This is a genomic window from Paenarthrobacter sp. AMU7 (assembly GCF_041200195.1).
In the GTDB taxonomy this organism is placed as follows: Bacteria; Actinomycetota; Actinomycetes; order Actinomycetales; family Micrococcaceae; genus Arthrobacter.
This window is the reverse complement of sequence record NZ_CP165735.1, coordinates 2,790,473-2,810,236: the sequence shown is the minus strand read 5'-3', so window position 1 is coordinate 2,810,236 and position 19,764 is coordinate 2,790,473. Positions and strand designations below refer to the sequence as shown.

Annotated in this window: 21 protein-coding genes; 16 read left to right on the top strand and 5 right to left on the bottom strand. The window is 62.9% G+C overall.

Going from position 1 to position 19,764, the window contains the following annotated elements; all coding sequences use genetic code 11:
* Positions 1-7 precede the first annotated feature (7 nt).
* Entirely contained in the window at positions 8-544 is a 537-nt protein-coding gene (locus tag ABQM86_RS12930) for a DUF1697 domain-containing protein (RefSeq protein ID WP_280623031.1), read from the bottom strand.
* Between the two features lie 7 nt (positions 545-551).
* Positions 552-1,271: an IclR family transcriptional regulator gene (locus tag ABQM86_RS12925; protein ID WP_014922101.1), complete on the bottom strand. Its 720-nt coding sequence runs from the start codon at positions 1,269-1,271 to the stop codon at positions 552-554.
* A 122-nt stretch (positions 1,272-1,393) separates the two neighbouring features.
* Here ABQM86_RS12925 and leuC point away from each other — a divergent pair, with 122 nt between their 5' ends.
* The 6 genes from leuC to ABQM86_RS12895 all read left to right on the top strand — a co-directional run bounded on the left by leuC (position 1,394) and on the right by ABQM86_RS12895 (position 7,968).
* Positions 1,394-2,845 (top strand): 3-isopropylmalate dehydratase large subunit, encoded by a 1,452-nt coding sequence (gene leuC / locus ABQM86_RS12920; protein ID WP_207597580.1) that lies wholly within the window; start codon positions 1,394-1,396, stop codon positions 2,843-2,845.
* 10 nt (positions 2,846-2,855) lie between these two features.
* Positions 2,856-3,464: a 3-isopropylmalate dehydratase small subunit gene (gene leuD, locus ABQM86_RS12915; protein WP_089595454.1), complete on the top strand. Its 609-nt coding sequence runs from the start codon at positions 2,856-2,858 to the stop codon at positions 3,462-3,464.
* Positions 3,465-3,672: 208 nt separating this feature from the next.
* Positions 3,673-4,998 carry a UDP-N-acetylglucosamine 1-carboxyvinyltransferase gene (gene murA, locus ABQM86_RS12910; protein ID WP_369744601.1) on the top strand — a complete coding sequence of 442 codons (1,326 nt, stop codon included), beginning with the start codon at positions 3,673-3,675 and terminating at the stop codon, positions 4,996-4,998.
* A gap of 11 nt (positions 4,999-5,009) precedes the next feature.
* On the top strand, positions 5,010-5,783 hold the full coding sequence (locus ABQM86_RS12905; RefSeq protein ID WP_369744599.1) for a lysophospholipid acyltransferase family protein: 774 nt from the start codon (positions 5,010-5,012) through the stop codon (positions 5,781-5,783).
* Positions 5,780-6,832 carry an NAD(P)H-dependent glycerol-3-phosphate dehydrogenase gene (locus ABQM86_RS12900; RefSeq protein WP_207593819.1) on the top strand — a complete coding sequence of 351 codons (1,053 nt, stop codon included), beginning with the start codon at positions 5,780-5,782 and terminating at the stop codon, positions 6,830-6,832. Before ABQM86_RS12905 ends, ABQM86_RS12900 begins: the two co-directional genes overlap by 4 nt.
* Entirely contained in the window at positions 6,832-7,968 is a 1,137-nt protein-coding gene (locus tag ABQM86_RS12895; RefSeq protein WP_207593818.1) for a D-alanine--D-alanine ligase family protein, read from the top strand. Before ABQM86_RS12900 ends, ABQM86_RS12895 begins: the two co-directional genes overlap by 1 nt.
* A gap of 31 nt (positions 7,969-7,999) precedes the next feature.
* Here ABQM86_RS12895 and ABQM86_RS12890 read toward each other — a convergent pair whose 3' ends face one another.
* Positions 8,000-8,509 (bottom strand): DUF3515 domain-containing protein, encoded by a 510-nt coding sequence (locus tag ABQM86_RS12890; RefSeq protein WP_207593817.1) that lies wholly within the window; start codon positions 8,507-8,509, stop codon positions 8,000-8,002.
* A 122-nt stretch (positions 8,510-8,631) separates the two neighbouring features.
* On the opposite strand from ABQM86_RS12890, the gene ABQM86_RS12885 reads away from it, so the two are divergent.
* Genes ABQM86_RS12885 through rsmD form a run of 4 tightly spaced genes read left to right on the top strand, consistent with a single transcriptional unit; the run spans position 8,632 to position 13,571 of the window.
* Entirely contained in the window at positions 8,632-9,645 is a 1,014-nt protein-coding gene (locus ABQM86_RS12885; protein WP_369744598.1) for a thiamine-phosphate kinase, read from the top strand.
* A 22-nt stretch (positions 9,646-9,667) separates the two neighbouring features.
* A complete protein-coding gene (locus tag ABQM86_RS12880) occupies positions 9,668-10,708 on the top strand; it encodes a DAK2 domain-containing protein (RefSeq protein WP_207593815.1) in 1,041 nt (346 codons plus the stop codon).
* Positions 10,698-12,953, top strand: coding sequence for an ATP-dependent DNA helicase RecG (locus ABQM86_RS12875; RefSeq protein ID WP_369744597.1), 2,256 nt, complete (start codon positions 10,698-10,700; stop codon positions 12,951-12,953). The genes ABQM86_RS12880 and ABQM86_RS12875 overlap by 11 nt, the downstream gene beginning before the upstream one ends.
* Before the next feature lie 51 nt (positions 12,954-13,004).
* Complete coding sequence (rsmD, locus tag ABQM86_RS12870) at positions 13,005-13,571, top strand: 16S rRNA (guanine(966)-N(2))-methyltransferase RsmD (protein ID WP_369744596.1); 567 nt, start codon at positions 13,005-13,007, stop codon at positions 13,569-13,571.
* A gap of 54 nt (positions 13,572-13,625) precedes the next feature.
* On the opposite strand, the gene ABQM86_RS12865 is transcribed toward rsmD, so the two are convergent.
* Both ABQM86_RS12865 and ABQM86_RS12860 read right to left on the bottom strand, forming a co-directional pair.
* On the bottom strand, positions 13,626-14,420 hold the full coding sequence (locus ABQM86_RS12865; protein ID WP_369746668.1) for a spermidine synthase: 795 nt from the start codon (positions 14,418-14,420) through the stop codon (positions 13,626-13,628).
* Positions 14,417-15,682 (bottom strand): aminotransferase class I/II-fold pyridoxal phosphate-dependent enzyme, encoded by a 1,266-nt coding sequence (locus ABQM86_RS12860; protein ID WP_280623025.1) that lies wholly within the window; start codon positions 15,680-15,682, stop codon positions 14,417-14,419. Before ABQM86_RS12860 ends, ABQM86_RS12865 begins: the two co-directional genes overlap by 4 nt.
* Before the next feature lie 35 nt (positions 15,683-15,717).
* Here ABQM86_RS12860 and coaD point away from each other — a divergent pair, with 35 nt between their 5' ends.
* From coaD to ABQM86_RS12830, 6 genes are all read left to right on the top strand, one after another.
* A complete protein-coding gene (coaD, locus tag ABQM86_RS12855) occupies positions 15,718-16,218 on the top strand; it encodes a pantetheine-phosphate adenylyltransferase (RefSeq protein ID WP_026540246.1) in 501 nt (166 codons plus the stop codon).
* A gap of 166 nt (positions 16,219-16,384) precedes the next feature.
* Positions 16,385-16,912 carry a DUF177 domain-containing protein gene (locus tag ABQM86_RS12850; protein ID WP_089595442.1) on the top strand — a complete coding sequence of 176 codons (528 nt, stop codon included), beginning with the start codon at positions 16,385-16,387 and terminating at the stop codon, positions 16,910-16,912.
* A gap of 33 nt (positions 16,913-16,945) precedes the next feature.
* A complete protein-coding gene (rpmF, locus tag ABQM86_RS12845; protein ID WP_011775139.1) occupies positions 16,946-17,149 on the top strand; it encodes a 50S ribosomal protein L32 in 204 nt (67 codons plus the stop codon).
* Positions 17,150-17,172: 23 nt separating this feature from the next.
* On the top strand, positions 17,173-17,883 hold the full coding sequence (rnc, locus tag ABQM86_RS12840) for a ribonuclease III (RefSeq protein ID WP_089595441.1): 711 nt from the start codon (positions 17,173-17,175) through the stop codon (positions 17,881-17,883).
* A 6-nt stretch (positions 17,884-17,889) separates the two neighbouring features.
* A complete protein-coding gene (gene mutM / locus ABQM86_RS12835; RefSeq protein ID WP_207593811.1) occupies positions 17,890-18,858 on the top strand; it encodes a bifunctional DNA-formamidopyrimidine glycosylase/DNA-(apurinic or apyrimidinic site) lyase in 969 nt (322 codons plus the stop codon).
* A gap of 183 nt (positions 18,859-19,041) precedes the next feature.
* Positions 19,042-19,764 carry a hypothetical protein gene (locus tag ABQM86_RS12830; protein ID WP_369744595.1) on the top strand — a complete coding sequence of 241 codons (723 nt, stop codon included), beginning with the start codon at positions 19,042-19,044 and terminating at the stop codon, positions 19,762-19,764.

Genomic DNA, 19,764 nt, shown 5'->3' with positions numbered 1-19,764 from the left:
GTGCAGCTTAGAGGGCCGCGGCCGCATCCCGGACTTTGATGAGGGTGCGCAGGTTCCTGGTGGTGGTGCCGGCTTTGTAGCGGGCTTTGGCGGAGAGTTTGCTGAACGGGCTGTCCAGGGTGCCGCCGGCGGGTGCCAGCCACGCTGACGCTTCAGGGCCCAGCCGTACCTGCTCCACGCCGTCCAGGGCAGCACCTGCTTCAAAGAGTTCATCAAGCATCGCAGTATCGGAGGCCAGGGTGATGTAGCTGTGGGTGGTTTTGTCATCAGCCGGGTAGGGGCAGGCCTCCACGAGGTCGGCCACCCTTGCTGCTGTGAGGACCACTACCCAGGCGTCGTAGCCGAAGGTCTTCCGCAGGCACTGCTCGAACTGCGTCTTGACCTCATGAGCCTTGAGCTCGCTCTGCAGCACGACGTTTCCACTGGCCAGGAGGGTTTTGACCTTGGCGAACGGGTAGTCCTGGAGTGCAGCCTTGAGGTCGGCCATCTTGATGTTGATGCCACCAACATTGATGCCGCGGAGGAAGACGGCGTAGTTGTCCATGCCGGGCCTAATCGTTGTTCTTTCGCAAGGCTTCCGTCAGCACCCGGGCGGCGTTGCAGACTACTTCGGCGTGCAGGCGGCCCGGCTGGCGGGTAAGCCGCTCAATGGGACCCGAAATCGACACGGCCGCAATGACCCGGCCGGACGGTCCACGAACGGGGGCAGAGACCGACGCGACCCCGGGCTCGCGTTCGCCGAGGCTCTGACCCCAGCCCCGGCGTCGTACTCCTGCCAGCACGGTGGGCGTAAAGCGGGCGTTTTGCAGCCCTTCAAGAAGGCGGTCGTGGTCCTCCCACGCCAGCAGGACCTGGGCGGCGGAGCCGGCCTTCATGGACAGCTGGGTGCCGACCGGGATGGTGTCGCGCAGGCCGATGGGGCGTTCGGCTGATGCGACGCAGACGCGCCAATCGCCCTGCCTGCGGAAAATCTGGGCACTTTCACCGGTCGCGTCGCGCAACTGGATCAGGACCGGTCCCGCAGAAGCGATCAGCCGGTCTTCGCCTGCAGCGGAGGCCAACTCCACGAGCCTGCTGCCCAGGACAAAGCGTCCCTGGATGTCGCGGCTCACCAGCCGGTGGTGGACCAGCGCCAGCGCGAGGCGGTGAACCGTAGGCCGGGCAAGGCCCGTAGCCGCTACAAGTTGGGCGAGTGTCGTGGGCCCGGCCTCGAGGGCATCGAGTACCTGGGCCGCTTTATCAATGACACCGACTCCACTAGAATTGTCCATGTAATGATATTGCCGTCTCAATATCTGAGATGCAAGTTCTTTCGCTGGCCTATTTCGCAGCGATGCTGCTTCAGTGGATCAAGAACAACGCAACAAGCCAACGCAGTGAAGGGAGCAAGGCCGTGGGAAAGACACTGGCCGAGAAAGTCTGGGACGCGCACGTAGTGCGCAAAGGTGAAGGCGAAGGAGCCAACGCCCAGCCCGATCTTCTCTTCATCGACCTTCACCTGGTACATGAAGTGACCTCACCGCAGGCCTTTGAAGGCCTGCGTTTGGCCGGCCGGCAGCTGCGCCGCGTTGACCTCACCATTGCCACGGAGGACCACAACACCCCCACGCTGGACATCGACAAGCCTATAGCCGACCTCACCAGCCGCACCCAGATTGAAACCCTGCGTGCCAACTGCAAAGAATTCGGGGTCCGCCTGCACTCCCTGGGAGACAAGGAACAGGGGATCGTGCACGTGGTCGGCCCGCAACTGGGCCTGACCCAGCCGGGCATGACAGTGGTCTGCGGCGATTCCCACACCTCAACCCACGGGGCCTTCGGCGCGTTGGCCATGGGTATTGGTACGTCCGAGGTTGAGCACGTCATGGCAACGCAGACGCTGTCCCTGAAGCCGTTCAAGACCATGGCAATCAACGTCGAAGGCACCTTGCGTCCCGGCGTGACGGCCAAGGACATCATCCTCGCGGTCATTGCCAAGATCGGCACAGGCGGCGGGCAGGGATACGTCCTGGAATACCGCGGCTCGGCCATTCGCGCCCTGTCCATGGACGCCCGCATGACCATCTGCAACATGTCCATCGAGGCAGGCGCACGCGCAGGCATGGTGGCCCCGGACCAGACCACCTACGACTACATGCAGGGCCGCCCGCACGCACCAGAAGGTGCTGACTGGGACGCCGCGGTCGAGTATTGGAACACGCTCCACACCGACGCCGACGCCGTCTTTGACGTTGAGGTGGACCTGGACGCGGACACCCTGGAGCCGTTCGTGACGTGGGGTACCAATCCCGGCCAGGGCGTTTCCCTCTCGGCGAAAGTGCCCTCTCCGGAGGACTTCGGTGATGAGAACGCCAAGGCCGCAGCCGAGCGGGCGCTCCAGTACATGGGCCTGGAAGCCGGCACGCCCATGAAGGACATCCGTGTGGACACGGTCTTCCTGGGATCCTGCACGAACTCCCGGATTGAGGACCTCCGCGTTGCCGCCGACATCATCCGCGGCCGTGAGAAGGATCCCAACGTCCGTATGCTGGTGGTCCCCGGATCGGCCCGTGTCCGGCTGGAGGCCGAAGCCGAGGGACTGGACAAGGTCTTCAAGGAATTCGGGGCTGAATGGCGCTTCGCCGGCTGCTCCATGTGCCTGGGCATGAACCCGGACCAGTTGGAGCCGGGGGAGCGCTGCGCGTCGACGTCAAACCGCAACTTTGAAGGCCGCCAGGGCAAGGGAGGCCGCACGCACTTGGTCTCACCCGTCGTTGCCGCAGCCACGGCTGTGCGCGGCACGCTGAGCTCGCCGTCGGACCTGGAGTCCGTCCCGGCAGGCAGCCTGACCGGAACCGCAGTCTAGGAGGATCACCATGGAAGCATTCACTACCCACACCGGCATCGGCGTGCCGCTGCGCCAAAGCAACGTGGACACCGACCAGATCATCCCTGCTGTCTACCTCAAGCGCATCACGCGGACAGGCTTCGAAGACGCACTCTTCGCCGCCTGGCGCAAGGATGATTCCTTTATCCTCAACCAAGCCCCGTTCAATGCCGGTTCGGTCCTGGTGGCCGGGCCGGACTTCGGCACGGGTTCATCCCGCGAGCACGCCGTCTGGGCGCTGAAGGATTACGGTTTCAAAGCCGTACTGTCTTCCCGCTTTGCCGATATCTTCCGGGGAAACTCCGGCAAACAGGGCCTGCTCGCCGCGCAGGTCGCGCAGGATGACATTGAGCTCATCTGGAAAGTGCTGGAGAACGCTCCGGGCACCGAAGTCAAGGTTGACCTTGTCAGCAAGACCGTGGAGTGCGGCAACATCGTGGCTCCGTTCGACATTGACGACTACACCCGCTGGCGCCTCCTGGAAGGCCTCGATGACATCGGCCTGACACTTCAGCATGAAGAAGACATCACCGCCTACGAGGCCACGCGTCCTTCCTTCAAGCCCAAGACGCTTCCTGCGAAGGTTCAAGCTGGATAGCGCCGCCGTTTGAGGCCGCAAGCTGCAGATTAAGGACCGGTGGGCACCCTGTGGGAGTGCCTGCCGGTCCTTTTTCGTCAACGTTCAACTGATGGCTGAAGCTCGCGGCGCCGGGTGCGTCCATTTCGGTTCGGTAACGCGAGCTTCTATGCTTAGCTGGAGCCTTTGTAAGTTTGGGGGGCGAGTAGTCGTGAGGAAACCGGTATAGATGAGTAGTGTTCTGACAATCCGCGGTGGCGTCCCCTTAACAGGACGAGTGACCGTTCGCGGTGCCAAGAACCTGGTGCCCAAGGCCATGGTGGCGGCGTTGCTGGGCAGCGAACCATCGGTGCTGAGGAACGTGCCGGAAATCAAGGACGTAGAGGTTGTTACCAGCCTGCTGCAGTTGCACGGCGTGACAGTAGTGAAGGATCCGGTCACGGGTGACCTTACCCTTGACCCCAAGGATGCAAAGACTGCGTCCAGTACCGCCATTGACGCCCACGCCGGGGATTCCCGTATTCCCATCCTGCTGTGCGGGCCCCTGATCCATGCCATTGGCGAGGCCTTCATCCCTGACCTGGGTGGCTGCAAAATTGGCGACAGGCCCATCGATTACCACCTGAACGTGCTTCGCCAGTTTGGTGCAGTAGTGGAAAAGCGCCCGGGCGGTATCCACATCTCCGCACCGCACGGCCTCCATGGCGCCAAGATCTCCCTTCCGTATCCATCGGTTGGTGCCACGGAGCAGGTGCTGCTGAGCGCAACGCGGGCTGAAGGCATCACTGAACTCATCGGTGCCGCAACTGAGCCCGAGATCATCGACCTCATTGCTGTCCTGCAGAAGATGGGCGCCATTATCAGCGTCCAGACTGACCGCACCATCAGGATTGAAGGCGTCAGGGATCTCCGCGGGTACAACCACCGTGCTCTCCCGGACCGCAACGAGTCCGCGTCCTGGGCGTCCGCTGCGTTGGTGACCAGGGGCGACATCTTCGTTGAAAGCGCGTCGCAGCGGGACATGATGACCTTCCTGAACACCTACCGCAAAGTGGGTGGCGGTATGGACATCGGCGACGACGGCATCCGCTTCTACCACCAGGGCGGAAAGCTGTCCCCGTTGGTCCTGGAAACGGATGTCCACCCCGGTTTCATGACGGACTGGCAGCAGCCCCTGGTCGTGGCCCTGACACAGGCAGAAGGCGTGTCGATCGTCCACGAGACCGTCTACGAAAACCGGTTCGGGTTCACCGATGCGTTGGCCCGGATGGGCGCGAACATCCAGGTGCATCGCGAGTGTCTGGGCAGTGTCCCGTGCCGGTTCGGACAGCGGAACTTCCTTCACTCCGCCGTCATCTCAGGACCAACCCCGCTCCGGGGTACCGACATCGACATCCCGGACCTTCGAGGCGGCTTCAGCCACCTCATCGCGGCGCTGGCAGCCACTGGTACCTCCAGGGTGACGGGCATCGACATCATCAACCGCGGTTACGAGCGCTTTACCGAGAAGTTGGCCGGCCTGGGCGCAGACTTCGATATCACCACCACCAAGTAGCGGGGGATCCCTTGAAGGAATCGGCCAAGAGCCGTGCCACGTTCGTGCTGCTGGCGGGCATCGCACGCCCATTGATGAACCTCCTGATGGCCAAAAAGTGGGAAGGTGTCGAGAACCTTCCGTCCGGCGGTTTCATTGCGGCGCCAAACCACTGCACCGAGATCGACCCCATCGTGATCGGGCACCTGGTCTACAACCAGCAGCGTCCGCCGCACTTCCTGGCGAAGAAGGGCCTCTTCAAGGTGCCCGTGCTCGGGGCCTTGCTGAACGCCACCAAACAGATACCCGTTGAACGCTCGACGGCGGGAGCGAACCACTCGCTGCAGGTCGCCAAAGAGGTGGTGGATGCCGGCGGTGCCATCATTATCTATCCCGAAGGCACCCTGACCCGCGATCCCGACCTTTGGCCCATGAAAGGGCATACAGGGGCCGCCCGGCTTGCCCTGCAGACCGGTGCGCCCGTCGTGCCCATGGCGCACTGGGGTGCGCAGGATGTCCTCCCGCGCTATGCCAAGCGGTTCCACCTTTTCCCGCGCAAAACGGTTCGGGTCCTTGTCGGGAAACCGGTGGACCTCAGTGCCTTCGCGGACCGGCCCATGGACCGCGCCACGCTGACTGAGGCAACCGAGGTCATCATGGACGCCATCACCGCTCTGCTGTCCACACTGCGCAACGAGCCCGCTCCCGCCGAACGCTGGGATCCGGCTGTTCACAAACAGTCAAAGCACGGACGTTTCGTTGAGCGCGGATCCTCCGAGGCGCCGGAACCGGAGGACGGTAAGTGACCATTCTCCAGAGCCACGTCCACGCACCGGACATCGTGGCGGTTTTGGGTGCCGGATCGTGGGGCACCACGTTTGCCAAAATCCTCGCAGACGCCGCTGAGGCTGCCGGCGCTGAACGCAGCATCCGGATCTGGGGCCGCCGTCCCGAAGTGGTGGAGCAGATCAATTCGCTGCATCGCAATGCCCAGTACCTGAAAGACATTGAGCTTCCCGCGACCATCACTGCGTCCACGGACGTGGCGGAGGTGCTGAAGGACGCCACGCTGGTGATCCTCGCCGTTCCGGCCCAATCCTTGCGTCCGCAACTGGGCGAGTGGAAGCCATTGCTGGCCCCCGATGCCGTGGTGGTGTCCCTGATGAAGGGTCTGGAGTTGGGGACTGATGCGCGGATGAGCGAGGTCATTGCGCAGGAACTGGGGCTTACCGCGTCCCGTGTAGCAGTGGTTTCCGGTCCCAACCTGGCGATGGAAATCGCCAGGGAGCAACCGACTGCGTCCGTGGTTGCCTGCAGCGACGCTGATACCGCCGCAGCGATCGCGTTGTCCTGCACCGCGCCGTACTTCCGTCCGTACACCAGTACGGACGTTGTTGGTGTTGAGATCGGCGGAATCGTCAAGAACGTCATTGCCCTTGCCGTGGGCATCTGCGAAGGCCGGCAGATGGGCGACAACACCAAGGCTTCGGTGATCACCCGGGGACTCGCAGAGACCTCCCGCCTCGCCCTGGCGCTCGGCGGTGAAGCCCACACTATGGCCGGCCTGGCCGGCTTGGGCGACCTTGTGGCTACCTGTTCATCGGCGTTGTCGCGCAATCACACTGCCGGCCGGTTGCTCGGAGAAGGACTCAGCCTGGAACAGGTCGCAGAACAGATGACGCAGACCGCCGAAGGCATCAAGTCCGGCCCTGCGGTGCACGAGCTTGCCGGCAAGTTGAACGTTGAAATGCCCATTACGGCAGCCGTGGTAGCGGTGCTTGAAGGCAGAATGTCCGTTGATGACCTGGGACCACGTTTGCTGGCCCGGGCACTGAAGTCCGAAGGCGACTACTGATGGTGACAGATCACTCCACCCCTGCGACCGGCCGCCCCCGCGTAGCGGTTCTCTTTGGCGGGCGCTCCAGCGAACATGCCGTTAGCTGCGTCACCGCGGCGGGCGTCATGGGGGCCATCGATAAGAGCAAGTACGAGGTCATTCCCATTGGCATCGCCAAATCAGGACAGTGGGTCCTGGCCTCGGGTGACACCAGTCAGTGGTCCTTGAGTTCCGCAGCGCTTCCTGAGGTGGCGCCGTCGGGAAAGACTGTGACGTTGGCCGAAGTGGGCGGTGAGCACCAGCTGATCGTGACCCAGCCCAATGCCGTGCCACAGGAGCTGGGCTCCGTGGACGTAGTGTTCCCGCTGCTTCACGGGCCGTGGGGCGAGGACGGAACCATCCAGGGCCTCCTGGAACTCTCCGACACACGTTACGTTGGCGCCGGAGTTCTGGCCTCCGCAGTGGGGATGGACAAGCACTACATGAAAGTGGTGTTCGAGTCCGCGGGGTTGAGCGTTGGGCCGTACATTGCAGTGACGGACCGCCAGTGGCTGACCGACGCCGAGGCTGTCCGGAAGCGCGTCGACAAGCTCGGGTTCCCCGTATTCGTCAAGCCTGCCCGCGCCGGTTCGTCCATGGGAATCTCGAAAGTGGATTCCCTGGAGGGCCTGGACGCCGCCATCGAAGAAGCCCGCCGGCATGACCTGAAGCTGGTGATCGAGGCCGGGATTGTGGGACGCGAGATTGAATGTGCCGTCCTCCAGGGGCGGGGCACCGACGCGCCCCGAACGTCCATGCCCGGTGAAATTGCGGTGGCAGCGGGGGAGCACCAGTTCTATGACTTCGCTGCCAAGTACGTCGAAGACGGTGCGGCCGCTCTGAGCTGCCCGGCCGACATGCCGGACGAAGCCATCAGCCGCGTGCGCGAACTGGCCGCTGTGGCTTTTGATGCTGTGGGAGCCGAAGGCCTCAGCCGCGTGGACTTTTTCTATACCCCTGCCGGCGAGCTGATCATCAATGAGATCAACACTATGCCGGGTTTCACGCCCAAGAGCATGTACCCGCAAATGTGGGCGGCGTCAGGTCTGGCCTATGGCGAGCTGATCGACGAACTGATTCATCTGGCGCTGACCCGTAAGACCGGCCTGCGCTGACCCGTGGCCTGCTGACCGTGTCCGGCCGGTACTACTTGCCGGCCGGCAGGTTCTGCAGGTCTTCCTGGCCCACGCACTTGCCGGTTGCCTTGATCTTGCCCACCGCGGCCGCGAGTTCAGTGAGCACGGTTGCGGAGCTGATGTTCGCTGCTTCCAATTTGACCGGATCAATCAGGATCTCGGTGGCCGGTTCGCGGCCAAACGTGGTGAGGGTGTACACGGGATCGCCTTCTTTGATGACCCAATCGATGTCATTGACGCTCACGCAGCGGTCTGTGGTGGGTCCGGGAACATTTACACCGCACCGGAGGATGACCTGGGACGGATCGCCCCACGCTGCCGTGGCCTGGCTGTTGGTCTTGCGGAGTGCGGCGTCGCCGATCCGGTCGGGTAGGGCAACCATCATCGGGGCGCAGGCAGGATTGGCGGCGTCGGTGGCGGCCGTGACGTCAACGGCAGGGGAACAAGCCGACAAAGCAAGGACGGCCACAGCGGCTGTGGATACGGCCAGGGCTGTCCGGCGGAGGGTCTTTCGGTGCATCCATCCAGCCTATCCCGCGAGGGCTGCCGGGCAGATCCACGTAACCCCGGTCACATTCACCCACGTGCTTGGCAACACGTGCACGGCACTATTGTGTCAGTGGATCGCGATAGCGTAGAGCCGTGCCCGCAGAACAAATAACCGTCCAAGACCTTTCGGAATCCGAGCTCCTTGCCAGGATCTTTCCGCGCCTGAACCACAGCCCCGGCATCCTGCTGGGACCGGGAGATGATGCCGCCCTGATCGCTGCACCGGATGGCCGTGCCCTCATTTCCATAGACACCCAGACCCAGGACCAGGACTTCAGGTTGGAGTGGAACAACGGATACCGGACCACCGGATATGACGTCGGCTGGAAGGCTGCGGCGCAAAACCTGAGCGACATCAATGCCATGGGCGGCAGCGCCACCTCCCTTGTCGTGAGCCTGACCATGCCGCCGGACACCCCCGTCGAATGGGTCGAGTCATTCGCCGATGGCCTCACTGCCGCAATCAATGGCCTGGGCGCCCCTGATTGTTCTGTTGCCGGCGGAGACCTCGGAAGGGGCCGCGAGCTGGCGGTGACGGTGGCCGTCGTCGGAACCCTCGGTGGCGTGGCGCCTGTGCTGCGGTCCGGAGCCAAACCCGGGGACGTCGTGGCTGTTGCAGGGACCTTGGGCAGGGCCGCAGCCGGTTGGGCACTGTTGGAAAGCAATTTTCCCATGGGCAGCCTGGACACAGAACAGCGGGGTTTGGTGGAGATCCAATGCCGTCCCCAGCCTCCTTTGGCAGCAGGACCCTTGGCGGCACGCGCCGGTGCAACGGCCATGATGGATATTTCGGACGGCCTGCTACGGGACGGGAGCAGGCTCGCTGCAGCCAGCAATGTTGCCCTGGATTTTGATCCCGTGGCCTTGAAGACCCAGGCACTGCCTCTGGAACCGGCTGCAGTACTCCTGGGCCGCGACCCGATGCCCTGGGTTCTGGGCGGGGGAGAGGACCACGGATTGCTTGCCACCTTCCCAGCAGGAATTCAGCTGCCGCGGGGGTTCACTGCGATAGGCTCAGTTCAAGCCGTTGTCGAGCCGCCAGGCAGCGGCGTCCGGATCGCCGGGCAAGCTGCTGACACCGTTGGATGGGATCACTTTGCAGACTAAGATCGCCGCGAATGCGCACGCCATGAAACGTTGGCTCGGCAAGGCGGAGGTGGTCCTCGGCAACCACAGTGATCGCCTTAATGCGATCAACATCTTCCCCGTGGCCGACGGCGATACCGGCACCAACCTGTACCTCACGGTTCGCGCAGCAGTGTCCGCCCTTGACGGGGCAGCCCCGGACAGCACCGAAACGGGTAACGACGTCGGCGCAGTCTTGTCGCGCGCCGGCCAAGCCGCCATGGAGCAGGCACGGGGGAATTCGGGCACGCTGTTCGCTGTCTTCCTCTGTGCCGCTGCTGAACCGTTGGGCGGTAAATCGCGGCTGAGTGCACCGTTGCTCGCCACAGCGCTGAACAGGGCACAGATCCGGGCATGGTCCGCATTGAGTGAGCCGGTAGCCGGAACCATGCTGTCGGTCCTGGAAGCTGCTTCGGACGCTGCGCAGGCCGTGGATGCTTCCCAAAACTCCGACGACAGCAACCACGCCCTTGCCCTCGCTCTTGACGCCACCGTGGAAGCCGCCTACCAGGCAGTTGTCCGAACCGAAGGCGAGCTCGCACAACTTCAGGAAGCCCACGTGGTGGACGCCGGGGGTGTTGGCATGCTGCTGATTTTGGACTGCCTGCGTTCTGCAGTCCTGGGCGAAGAACTCCAGGACGAACTCCTGGACGGGCTTCACGGCTATAAGCTGCAGGACCCCCACATCCATGAGCGGATGCCGGCCGACGACGGCGTGGAAGTCATGTGCACCATCAACCTTTCCCCCTTGAATGCAGCCATCCTGAGGCAGCGTCTGGATGAGATGGGTGATTCGGTCATCATGAGCCAGGTTGGCGGTGCCCGGAGCCAGGATGATGAGGACGAGGAATCCACGGTTGAAGCAAGCTATCGGTGGAGGGTGCACGTTCACGTTCCAGATCCCGAGCCGGCAGTGGCCCTGATTCGGTCACTGGGCGAGCCCACGGACATCGCCGTCAGCCAATTGGCACTGCCCAGCGGGGATGGACAGGTTCCAACATCACAGGAACCCAGCATTACAGGCCAGCCACGGCATGATGACTGAGCTGGAACTACCCCTCGAGCGCAGAATCGGCAAGCGGTCCGCGGCAGTCATCGACAAGCACCTGGGACTCAAATCCACGGGTGCCTTGCTGAACTATTTCCCGCGCAGGTATCTCAGCCGTGGCGAGCTGACCCCCATCAGCAACCTTCCGCTGGATGAGGAAGTCACCCTGATTGCCCGGGTTCTGTCCAACAGTACGCGCCAGATGCGGGCCCGCCGCGGCTCCATCACTGATGTTGTGGTGACGGACGAAGCCGGTGGAAGCGGCGCTCCGGGCACGTTGAAAGTCAGCTTCTTCAACGGTTTCAGGGCCAAAGCGGAACTTCAGGCAGGCCGGCGGGCCATGTTCTCCGGCAAGGTCACCCGCTATGGTGGCTCACTTGGCCTGACCAACCCCGACTTCCTGCTGCTGGATGAGGACCCGGAAGCCGAAGGTTCCATGGACCCCGAAAAGCTTGCCGCGATGCCCATCCCGGTTTACCCGGCAACGGCCAAGCTGACCAGTTGGTCCATCCACAAAGTGATTACGGCCTTGCTCCAGACAATGGACCTTGACGCCTTGGAAGACCCCCTTCCGGCGAGCATCGTTCGCAGGGACGGGCTGCTCAGCGTGGCTGAGGCCTACCGCTTGATCCATTCGCCGGAGACCGCCAAGGACTGGCAACGGGCGCAGGAGCGGTTCCGGTACCAGGAAGCATTGGTCCTGCAGACGGCCCTCGCGCGCCGGCGCGCCCAACTTGCAGCCGAGGAAGCCACCGCACGCAGGCCCCGCGCCGACGGATTGCTCAGCAGCTTTGACCGGAACCTGCCCTTTACGCTGACTGCCGGCCAGTCCGCCGTCGGAAAGACGCTTGCTGAAGAACTGGCGCGGGATGCGCCGATGAACCGGCTGTTGCAAGGCGAAGTGGGTTCCGGAAAAACCGTTGTTGCCCTCAGGGCCATGTTGCAGGTGGTGGATGCCGGCGGCCAGGCTGCGCTGTTGGCACCCACGGAAGTGTTGGCGGCACAGCACTTCCACTCGATCCGCCGGACGTTGGGATCGTTGGCACGAGACGATGTCTTCGGTGGGGCGGGGATGCTTGGCGGGGACCCGACGCAGGAGTCCGTCCACGTGACGCTGCTGACGGGCTCCATGCCGACGGCGGCACGCAAACAGGCCATGTTGGACGCAGCCTCGGGCAATGCCGGAATCGTTATTGGCACCCACGCCTTGCTGAGTGACAAGACCAGCTTCCAGGACCTCGGCTTGATTGTGGTGGACGAGCAACACCGTTTCGGCGTAGAGCAACGGGACGCCCTTCGGGCCAAAGCGCAGCGGCCGCCCCACTTGCTAGTCATGACGGCAACGCCCATTCCCCGCACGGTGGCGATGACGGTTTTCGGAGACCTTGAGACCTCCATCCTGGATGAGCTTCCCGCTGGCAGGGCCCCTATCACCACGCATGTGGTGGGACTGGTGGAGAACCCCGGCTGGGTGGATCGTATTTGGAAACGGTCGCGTGAAGAGGTTGAGTCGGGCCACCAGGTGTACGTGGTGTGCCCCAAGATTGGAACGGACGACGACGGCGATTTCAGTCCGGGAGAGGTCGAACCCAGCGACGCCGAGCTCGCGGAGGAAGGATCAGCGCGGGAGCTCGCATCGGTGACAGCCGTCGTCGAGAGCCTTCTGCAGGAACCGGCCTTGGCCGGTGTCCCTGTGGCACCGCTCCACGGTCGGCAGGACCCGCAACTGAAGTCCGAGACCATGGCATCCTTTGCCGCCAACCAGGTCAAAGTGCTCGTTTCCACCACCGTCATTGAGGTGGGCGTGGATGTCCACAACGCCACCCTGATGGTGATCCTGGACGCGGACCGCTTCGGAATTTCCCAACTTCACCAGCTTCGCGGGCGTGTAGGACGTGGCGGCTTACCTGGCACTTGCCTGCTGGTGACCACCTTGGAACCCGGGCATCCGAGTCGCCGGCGGCTTGAGGCGGTTGCATCAACCACAGACGGTTTTGAACTGTCGCAGGAAGACTTGAAGCTCCGCCGCGAAGGCGACATCCTGGGAGCTTCGCAATCCGGTGGGCGCTCCACGCTGAAGCTGCTCCGTGTCCTGGAGCATGAGGACATCATTGCCCGCGCACGCACCGACGCCCAAGGCTTTGTTGCAGAGGACCCCACCCTCCAGCACCAGCCGGGGCTTGCCGCAGCCATCGACGAATACTTGAACCCTGAAAAGGAGGCGTTCCTTGAGCGCGGTTAGAAAACCAAGGAGTGGCGGTCCGCAAGGCGCGTCAGCACCGGGAGCATTCCTGTGAGCCGGATCATTGCGGGAGTCGGTGGCGGGAACTCGCTGGCCAGCGTCCCCGGAACCGCCACGCGGCCTACGACCGACCGAGTCAAGGAAGCTCTCTTTTCCCGCTTGGAATCCTTGGCGGTCATCGCCGATGCCCGTGTCCTTGACCTTTACGCTGGTTCGGGAGCCCTGGGCATTGAGAGCGCCAGCCGGGGTGCCCGCAGCGTGGACCTGGTGGAGTTCGACGCCAAGGCGAGCGACGTCTGCCAGCGCAATGCGGACTTGGTGAACCAGCTCCTGGGCGGCAAGAAGGTCTCGGTCCACCGTTCCAAGGTGGAATCGTTCCTGGAACGGGCACATGCGGGCGGGTTGTGGGATTTGGTCTTCCTCGATCCGCCGTACCCCTTGGACGAACCGGCCTTGAGCGAGGTGTTGGCAAAACTCGCGCCGCACTTGGATGAGGGCGCCGTGGTGGTTGTCGAGCGAAGTTCGCGGAGCCCGGAACCGGCGTGGCCTGAGACCATGGAGTGCTTCGCCGACAAGAAGTACGGCGAAACCAAGCTATGGTTCGCCGAACCGGCCTAGCGGGTCGGGCCGGCCTGGCGGCTCGGGCGAGCCTGGCGGCTCGGGGCCGGGATCTCAGCCGGCAATCCGGTCCAGGTCCATCCCGGTGAGCACAGCGGCAGGATGCGGGCCGCGGGCCAGCAACTCCACCGTCCACTCCGGCGTCCACCGTCTGCGTGTGCCCACAAGAATGATGTTGCCGGGGTAACGGCCCTCAAACATGCCGGTTTCTGCGACGGCGGCAACATCCTGCATGGCCTCACGCAGGGCCGTCACCTGGCTCCGCACCAAGGTCAGGGCGGGTTCGTCTCCCACGTTGACGATCAAGACCCCGTCAGGACCCAGCCGTGCGGCAGCTTCCTCGTAGAATTCCCTGCATGCGATGTGTGCCGGGGCCTCTGGTCCGGAGAAGATATCAAGAATCACGACGTCGAATGTCACCGCGGCGTCAAGCTCCGCCAACGCGTCGCGCGCGTCGCCAATGTGGGTAGTCAGCGTGGTGCCGTTGGGCATGGGCAGTTTGTGGAGCACGAAGTCCAGGAGTTCGCGTTCCAGTTCAACGGCATACTGTGCCGAACCAGGGCGGGTGGCCTGGATGTAGCGGGCAAGGGTCAACGCCCCTGCACCCAGATGCAGTGCGCGGATGGGTGCCCCGGGCGCCGCAGCCAAATCCACTACATGACCGATCCTGCGCAGGTACTCATAAAATATCTCCCGCGGATCCGCGAGGTTGACGTGCGATTGCTCGGCCCCGCCGATGCTGAGGATGAAGCTGCCCTCAATGAGGGTATCCGCGTCAATGGTGGCGTGCTGCCCCGTGGTCCGGAGGTAGCGCGAGGCGACGTGGTGTCCGGAGCCGGTGGTATTCAGAGCCGGTCCTTGAGCGAGGCGAGGCGTTCGGCTGCTTCTTCCAGGACGGATGTCTTTTTGCAGAAAGCGAAGCGCAGCAGGCTGCGGGTGCGCGCTGCCCCCTCTGGATGGCAGAAGACAGGAACCGGGATTGCGGCCACTCCCACCAGTCCCGGCAGGCGCCGCGCAAGGTCCACGGAATCGCGGATACCCAAGGGGGCGGTGTCCACATTGATGAAGTAGGTGCCGCTGGGGATGTATACCCCGAACCCTGCCGCACGCAGCCCTTCTGCCAGGATGTCGCGTTTGTGCTGGAGCGTACTGGCAATGCCGGTGTAGAACCCGTCGGGAAGGCCGAGGCCGACTGCAATGGCTCCCTGAAAGGGTGTCCCCGAACTGTAGGTCAGGAACTGTTTCACTGTGCGCACAGCAGAAACCAAATGTTCAGGACCGCTGAGCCAGCCGATTTTCCAGCCGGTAAAGGAAAAGGTCTTGCCGGCCGAGGATACGGTGAGGGTCCGGTCCGCTGCTCCTGGGAGGGAAGTGATGGGGATGTGGTCCACGCCAAAGGTCAAATGCTCGTAGACTTCGTCGCTGACAATGATGGCATCGTATCTGGCAGCCAGTTCCACGATCTTCGCCAGGACATGGTGGGGGAAGACAGCGCCCGTCGGGTTGTGCGGATTATTGAGGAGGACAATGCGGGTCCGGTGACTGAAGACGCCTTCAAGGGCCGAGAGGTCCGGGAGGAAGTCCGGTGCCAGCAGGGGAGCGGTGACGTGCGTGGCACCTGCCATGCCAATGATGGCACCGTAGGAGTCGTAGAAGGGCTCGAAGGTCAGGACTTCATCACCTGGCTGGGTGAAGGCGAGCAGTGTTGCCGCGATCGCCTCCGTTGCTCCGGTGGTGACAAGGACCTCGGTGTCAGGGTCAGGGGCCAAGCCGTAAAACCGCTGTTGGTGTGCCGTGATCGCTTCCCTTAGAACGGGAAGGCCTTTGCCGGGTGCGTATTGGTTGGCCCCGGAGGCTATGGCGGTTTGGGCTGCTGCTTTGATTTCATCGGGGCCGTCTTCGTCAGGAAAACCCTGGCCAAGGTTGATGGCTCCAGTGGAGAGAGCAAGTGTGGTCATCTCCTCGAAGATAGTCACTCCCAGCCCTCCTTCGGGTGAGAGTAGATTGGCTCCGGTTGCGGCCCGCTGCCAAGGTGCTGTTCTGGTACCGGGGGTGGTGCCGGCGCTCGTGTCGAGGGAGGGGCTGCTGCCTGCGGATGCCATGTCTGCCATGGTATCCCGGCGAAGCTATGGGGTAGGTTCGTCTCATGAGACGAGCGGTATGCCCTGGATCCTTTGACCCTATCCACAACGGACATCTCGAAGTCATTGCCCGGGCGGCCGGCCTCTTTGACGAAGTCATTGTGGCCGTGTCCACCAACTACGCCAAAAAGTACAGGTTCAGCCTGGAAGACCGCATGGAAATGGCACGCGAAACGCTGGCGTCCCTTCGCGGAATCATCGTGGAGCCCATGGGCGAAGGACTGTTGGCTGAGTACTGCCGCCACCGGGGCGTATCGGCCATCGTCAAGGGCCTCCGCTCATCGTCCGATTTCGACTACGAACTGCCCATGGCCACCATGAACCGTCAACTGGCCGGTGTGGAAACTGTGTTCCTTCCTGCTGAAGCGCACTATGTTCACTTGTCTTCGACACTCATCAAAGAGGTGAACGTTTTGGGAGGGGACATCTCGGATTTCGTGCCCAAGTCAGTACTGAAACGTCTCCTCGCTGGCGAGCCTGCAACGGAACACCCGCGCAAGGGGTAGGCTTGATGGGTACCTCGCGCCCTTATGCGGAGTGCCCCAAGCTGAAACCACCGCGCATTTATGCGCGCCCGGCGTCAGTTTGAGTCCTCAAGCGTGATCAGGCTAAGATGGTACGTCGGTCATATGTTCTACAGGAGTTCTCATTAAGCGAGATGCAAGTTCGCCCTTGGCGCTGGTAGTCAAGGACCTTGGACGCAGTCCAGGGACCATGCGGACACTCAACGAGCATGTACCTGCGCCAAGTGACCTTGGTGTGGCGCTCATTGGCGTGAAGGAAGGCTCGGATATCGAGTTGGATCTTCGCCTTGAGGCCGTACACGAAGGAATTCTGGTATCCGGCACCGTAATCGTCGATGTAACCGGCGAGTGTGGCCGATGCCTGGATCCCCTTGCGTATGACCTTGAAGTCAATGTGCAAGAACTTTTCTTCTATGAAGGCGTAGAGCTTTCGGGCGGAGAAGACGATGAAGAGCAACGTCGAGTCGAGTACGATCTGATCGATCTTGAGCCGGTGTTGCGGGACGCAGTTGTCACTATGCTGCCGTTCCAGCCGGTGTGCCGGGAAGACTGCCAGGGTCTGTGCTCCGAATGCGGAGCGCGCCTGGAAGACGAGCCGGGGCACCACCACGAGGTCATTGACCCTCGCTGGGCTGCCCTAGCTGATCTGGCTAAGACTGACCGGCAAACCGATTAGTAAGTGTTCGTCTAAGAGAGAAATGAGATAGCCGTGGCTGTTCCCAAGCGGAAAATGTCTCGCGCAAATACACGCGCCCGCCGTGCCCAGTGGAAGGCAACTGCCCCCAACTTGGTCAAGACCATCGAAAACGGTCAGGTTACCTACAGCCTGCCGCACCAGGCAAAGGTCGTTACTGACTCTGCCGGCACCGCGCTGTTCCTTGAATACAAGGGCCGCAAGGTCGCAGACGCCTAATCTGCCGTACAGGCTGACTAAGGATGTCTTCAACTGAAGAGCTTCTGAAGCGTCTCGGTGTCTCGATTGACACCGAGACGCTTCGTCTTGCTCTGACACATCGCTCATACGCGTATGAGAACGGCGGGATTCCCACCAACGAGCGCCTCGAGTTCCTCGGCGACTCCATCCTGGGATTCTCGGTTACTGACTCTCTGTACCGTGAGAACCCCACCCTGCCTGAAGGCGAACTTGCAAAACGCCGCTCCGCCGTCGTCAGTACGCGCGCCTTGGCCGGGATCGGCCGGGCAATTGGCGTTGGCGAGTTCATCTACCTCGGGCAAGGCGAGAAGCTGACTGACGGTAAGAACAAGGCCTCCATTCTGGCCGACACCATGGAAGCCTTGATTGGCGCCACCTATCTGTCCAACGACATGGAGACTGCCCGCCAATTAGTGATGCGGCTGGTGGGTCCGCTCCTGAAAGACGCCGGAGCCCTTGGTGCTGGAACTGACTGGAAGACCAGCATCCAGGAACTGACTGCCAGCCGGCAGCTGGGCGCCATCCACTATGCCGTGGAAGGTTCCGGACCTGACCATGCCCGTACTTTTGAAGCCGTGCTGAACATCGGCGGAACCCCCTACGGACGGGGCTCGGGTCATTCCAAGAAGGAAGCGGAACAGGAAGCCGCCGCCGACGCCTGGCGTGCTTTGACTGCCCTGGATCCGACTGCTGCCGGTCCTGCATCCGCCTGAGCCCCGATGCCTGAGCTTCCCGAAGTAGAGGTAGTACGCCGCGGCCTGGCGCGCTGGGTCCGCGGCCGTTCCGTGACCGGCGTCGATGTCCTTGATCCGCGGTCCATCCGACGGCATGCCCTCGGAGCGGAGGACTTCATCGGGAACCTGGAACACGCCACGGTGCTGGATGTGGTGCGGAGAGGCAAATTCCTCTGGATGCCCCTTGCCATGCCGGGCTTGCCCCACACCGACCCAGGTGCAGCTGAAAGCCTCCCTGCGGTGGCTCTGATGGCCCATCTGGGAATGAGCGGCCAACTGCTGATGCAGGACCCGGATGTTCCGGATGAAAAACACCTCAAAGTCAGGATCAAGCTCAGCCCGGCGGACGGCATGCCGGAACAGCTGCGGTTCGTGGACCAAAGAATTTTCGGCGGACTGTTCGTGACGTCCTTGGTACCGACGCCGGACGGCGGCCCCGGAGGCTTGGGCGAAACACCACTGCCGGAGATCGCGGCGGAAGCCGCCCACATTGCCCGGGATCCCTTGGATCCCTATTTTTCCTTCGACGCGTTCTACCGAAGGATCAAGAGCCGGAAGACCGGTATCAAGAGGGCGCTGCTGGATCAGTCAGTCATCTCCGGCATCGGCAATATCTACGCGGACGAAGCCTTATGGCGCGCCCGCCTCCACTACGCCAGGGCTACGGACACCATGCGCCGTGCGGATGCCGGGAAACTGGTTGAAGCGGTCAAGGACGTCATGAACGCCGCATTGGCCGCTGGCGGAACCAGCTTCGACTCCCTCTACGTGAACGTCAACGGCGACTCCGGCTACTTTGCACGGTCCCTCAATGCGTACGGGCGTGCCGGCGAACTGTGCAGCCGGTGCGAGGCGATCGGCCTTCACAGTGTCATGAAAAGGGAACAGTTCATGAACCGTTCCTCCTATACGTGTCCCGTATGCCAACCCCGGCCACGGAACGGACGTTGGTAGGGCCAAAACTGTTCCGGAATCCGGATCACAATGGCAGACTGTCCCCATGAACAGCTTGGCGCTTCGAATCGCCATCGCAAGGATCAACGCCACCTCAATCCGGGTGGCGTCACTTCTACCCGCAGCCGTTCTTGATGCAGGATCAAACTGCCGCTTCCGCGGCCCATCCGGTCCGGGTACGCCATGATGGCGCGGCGGCTGGTCATAGCAGGTATCTGCCTTGCTGTGCTCATTGCCGCCGTGGCCGTAGTGTTCGACCAGATGGCCAGGCAGGGAGCCACGTCCGCGCAAGCTCCGCCGTCGTCCAGTTCCACCCCTGCCGCGGGCGCCGGTTCCACCGGCGCGACCGCGCCGACATCCGGCAGTCCGGCTCCTGACGCTGCGAACAGCGCAACCGGGGGCACAGCTACCGAGGGCAGCGGCAACGGGACAAGCGGAGCAGAAGGCAATGCCGGGCCATCTGCGGCCAAGCCCCTCGAAGTTCTGCCTCCCGTCACTGCCACGCCAACAGGTTTACCTGAACCTTCCGCGCCGGCGCCGCTCATCACTGGTGCACTTCCGGAGCCCGGCAGTGCGTCGGGCGAGCTGGTGGACGGCTGGCCCGACGGCGTCCTGTCGCTGCCGGCCGGGACCACGATTGGGTCCACCTCGGTTTCCACGTCCGGTGACATCCTCCAGCTGGCAGCGGATGGCATTGTTGCCAAGCCGAGGGCTGAGGTCCTGGACTTCTTCCGCCAATCGTTGGTGTCACACGGCTTTTGGACCGAGGACGCGCCGGCCCCGGACGGTGCGGTAGCGGCACGCTTTGTGCGGGGCGCTGACACGGTAACGGTTTCAGTGGCCACCACGGGAACCGGCAACTCGCGCTTCCAGCTGCTGGGCAGCCTGCACACGAGGGCGGAGTAG

Bases quoted from the DNA above. Each gene is read 5' to 3' on its own strand.
- ABQM86_RS12930 (WP_280623031.1), bottom strand. From the start codon at position 544: ATGGACAACTACGCCGTCTTCCTCCGCGGCATCAATGTTGGTGGCATC.
- ABQM86_RS12925 (WP_014922101.1), bottom strand. From the start codon at position 1,271: ATGGACAATTCTAGTGGAGTCGGTGTCATTGATAAAGCGGCCCAGGTA.
- leuD (WP_089595454.1), top strand. From the start codon at position 2,856: ATGGAAGCATTCACTACCCACACCGGCATCGGCGTGCCGCTGCGCCAA.
- murA (WP_369744601.1), top strand. From the start codon at position 3,673: ATGAGTAGTGTTCTGACAATCCGCGGTGGCGTCCCCTTAACAGGACGA.
- ABQM86_RS12895 (WP_207593818.1), top strand. From the start codon at position 6,832: ATGGTGACAGATCACTCCACCCCTGCGACCGGCCGCCCCCGCGTAGCG.
- ABQM86_RS12890 (WP_207593817.1), bottom strand. From the start codon at position 8,509: ATGCACCGAAAGACCCTCCGCCGGACAGCCCTGGCCGTATCCACAGCC.
- ABQM86_RS12880 (WP_207593815.1), top strand. From the start codon at position 9,668: ATGAAACGTTGGCTCGGCAAGGCGGAGGTGGTCCTCGGCAACCACAGT.
- ABQM86_RS12875 (WP_369744597.1), top strand. From the start codon at position 10,698: ATGATGACTGAGCTGGAACTACCCCTCGAGCGCAGAATCGGCAAGCGG.
- ABQM86_RS12860 (WP_280623025.1), bottom strand. From the start codon at position 15,682: ATGGCAGACATGGCATCCGCAGGCAGCAGCCCCTCCCTCGACACGAGC.
- coaD (WP_026540246.1), top strand. From the start codon at position 15,718: ATGAGACGAGCGGTATGCCCTGGATCCTTTGACCCTATCCACAACGGA.
- rnc (WP_089595441.1), top strand. From the start codon at position 17,173: ATGTCTTCAACTGAAGAGCTTCTGAAGCGTCTCGGTGTCTCGATTGAC.
- mutM (WP_207593811.1), top strand. From the start codon at position 17,890: ATGCCTGAGCTTCCCGAAGTAGAGGTAGTACGCCGCGGCCTGGCGCGC.
- ABQM86_RS12830 (WP_369744595.1), top strand. From the start codon at position 19,042: ATGATGGCGCGGCGGCTGGTCATAGCAGGTATCTGCCTTGCTGTGCTC.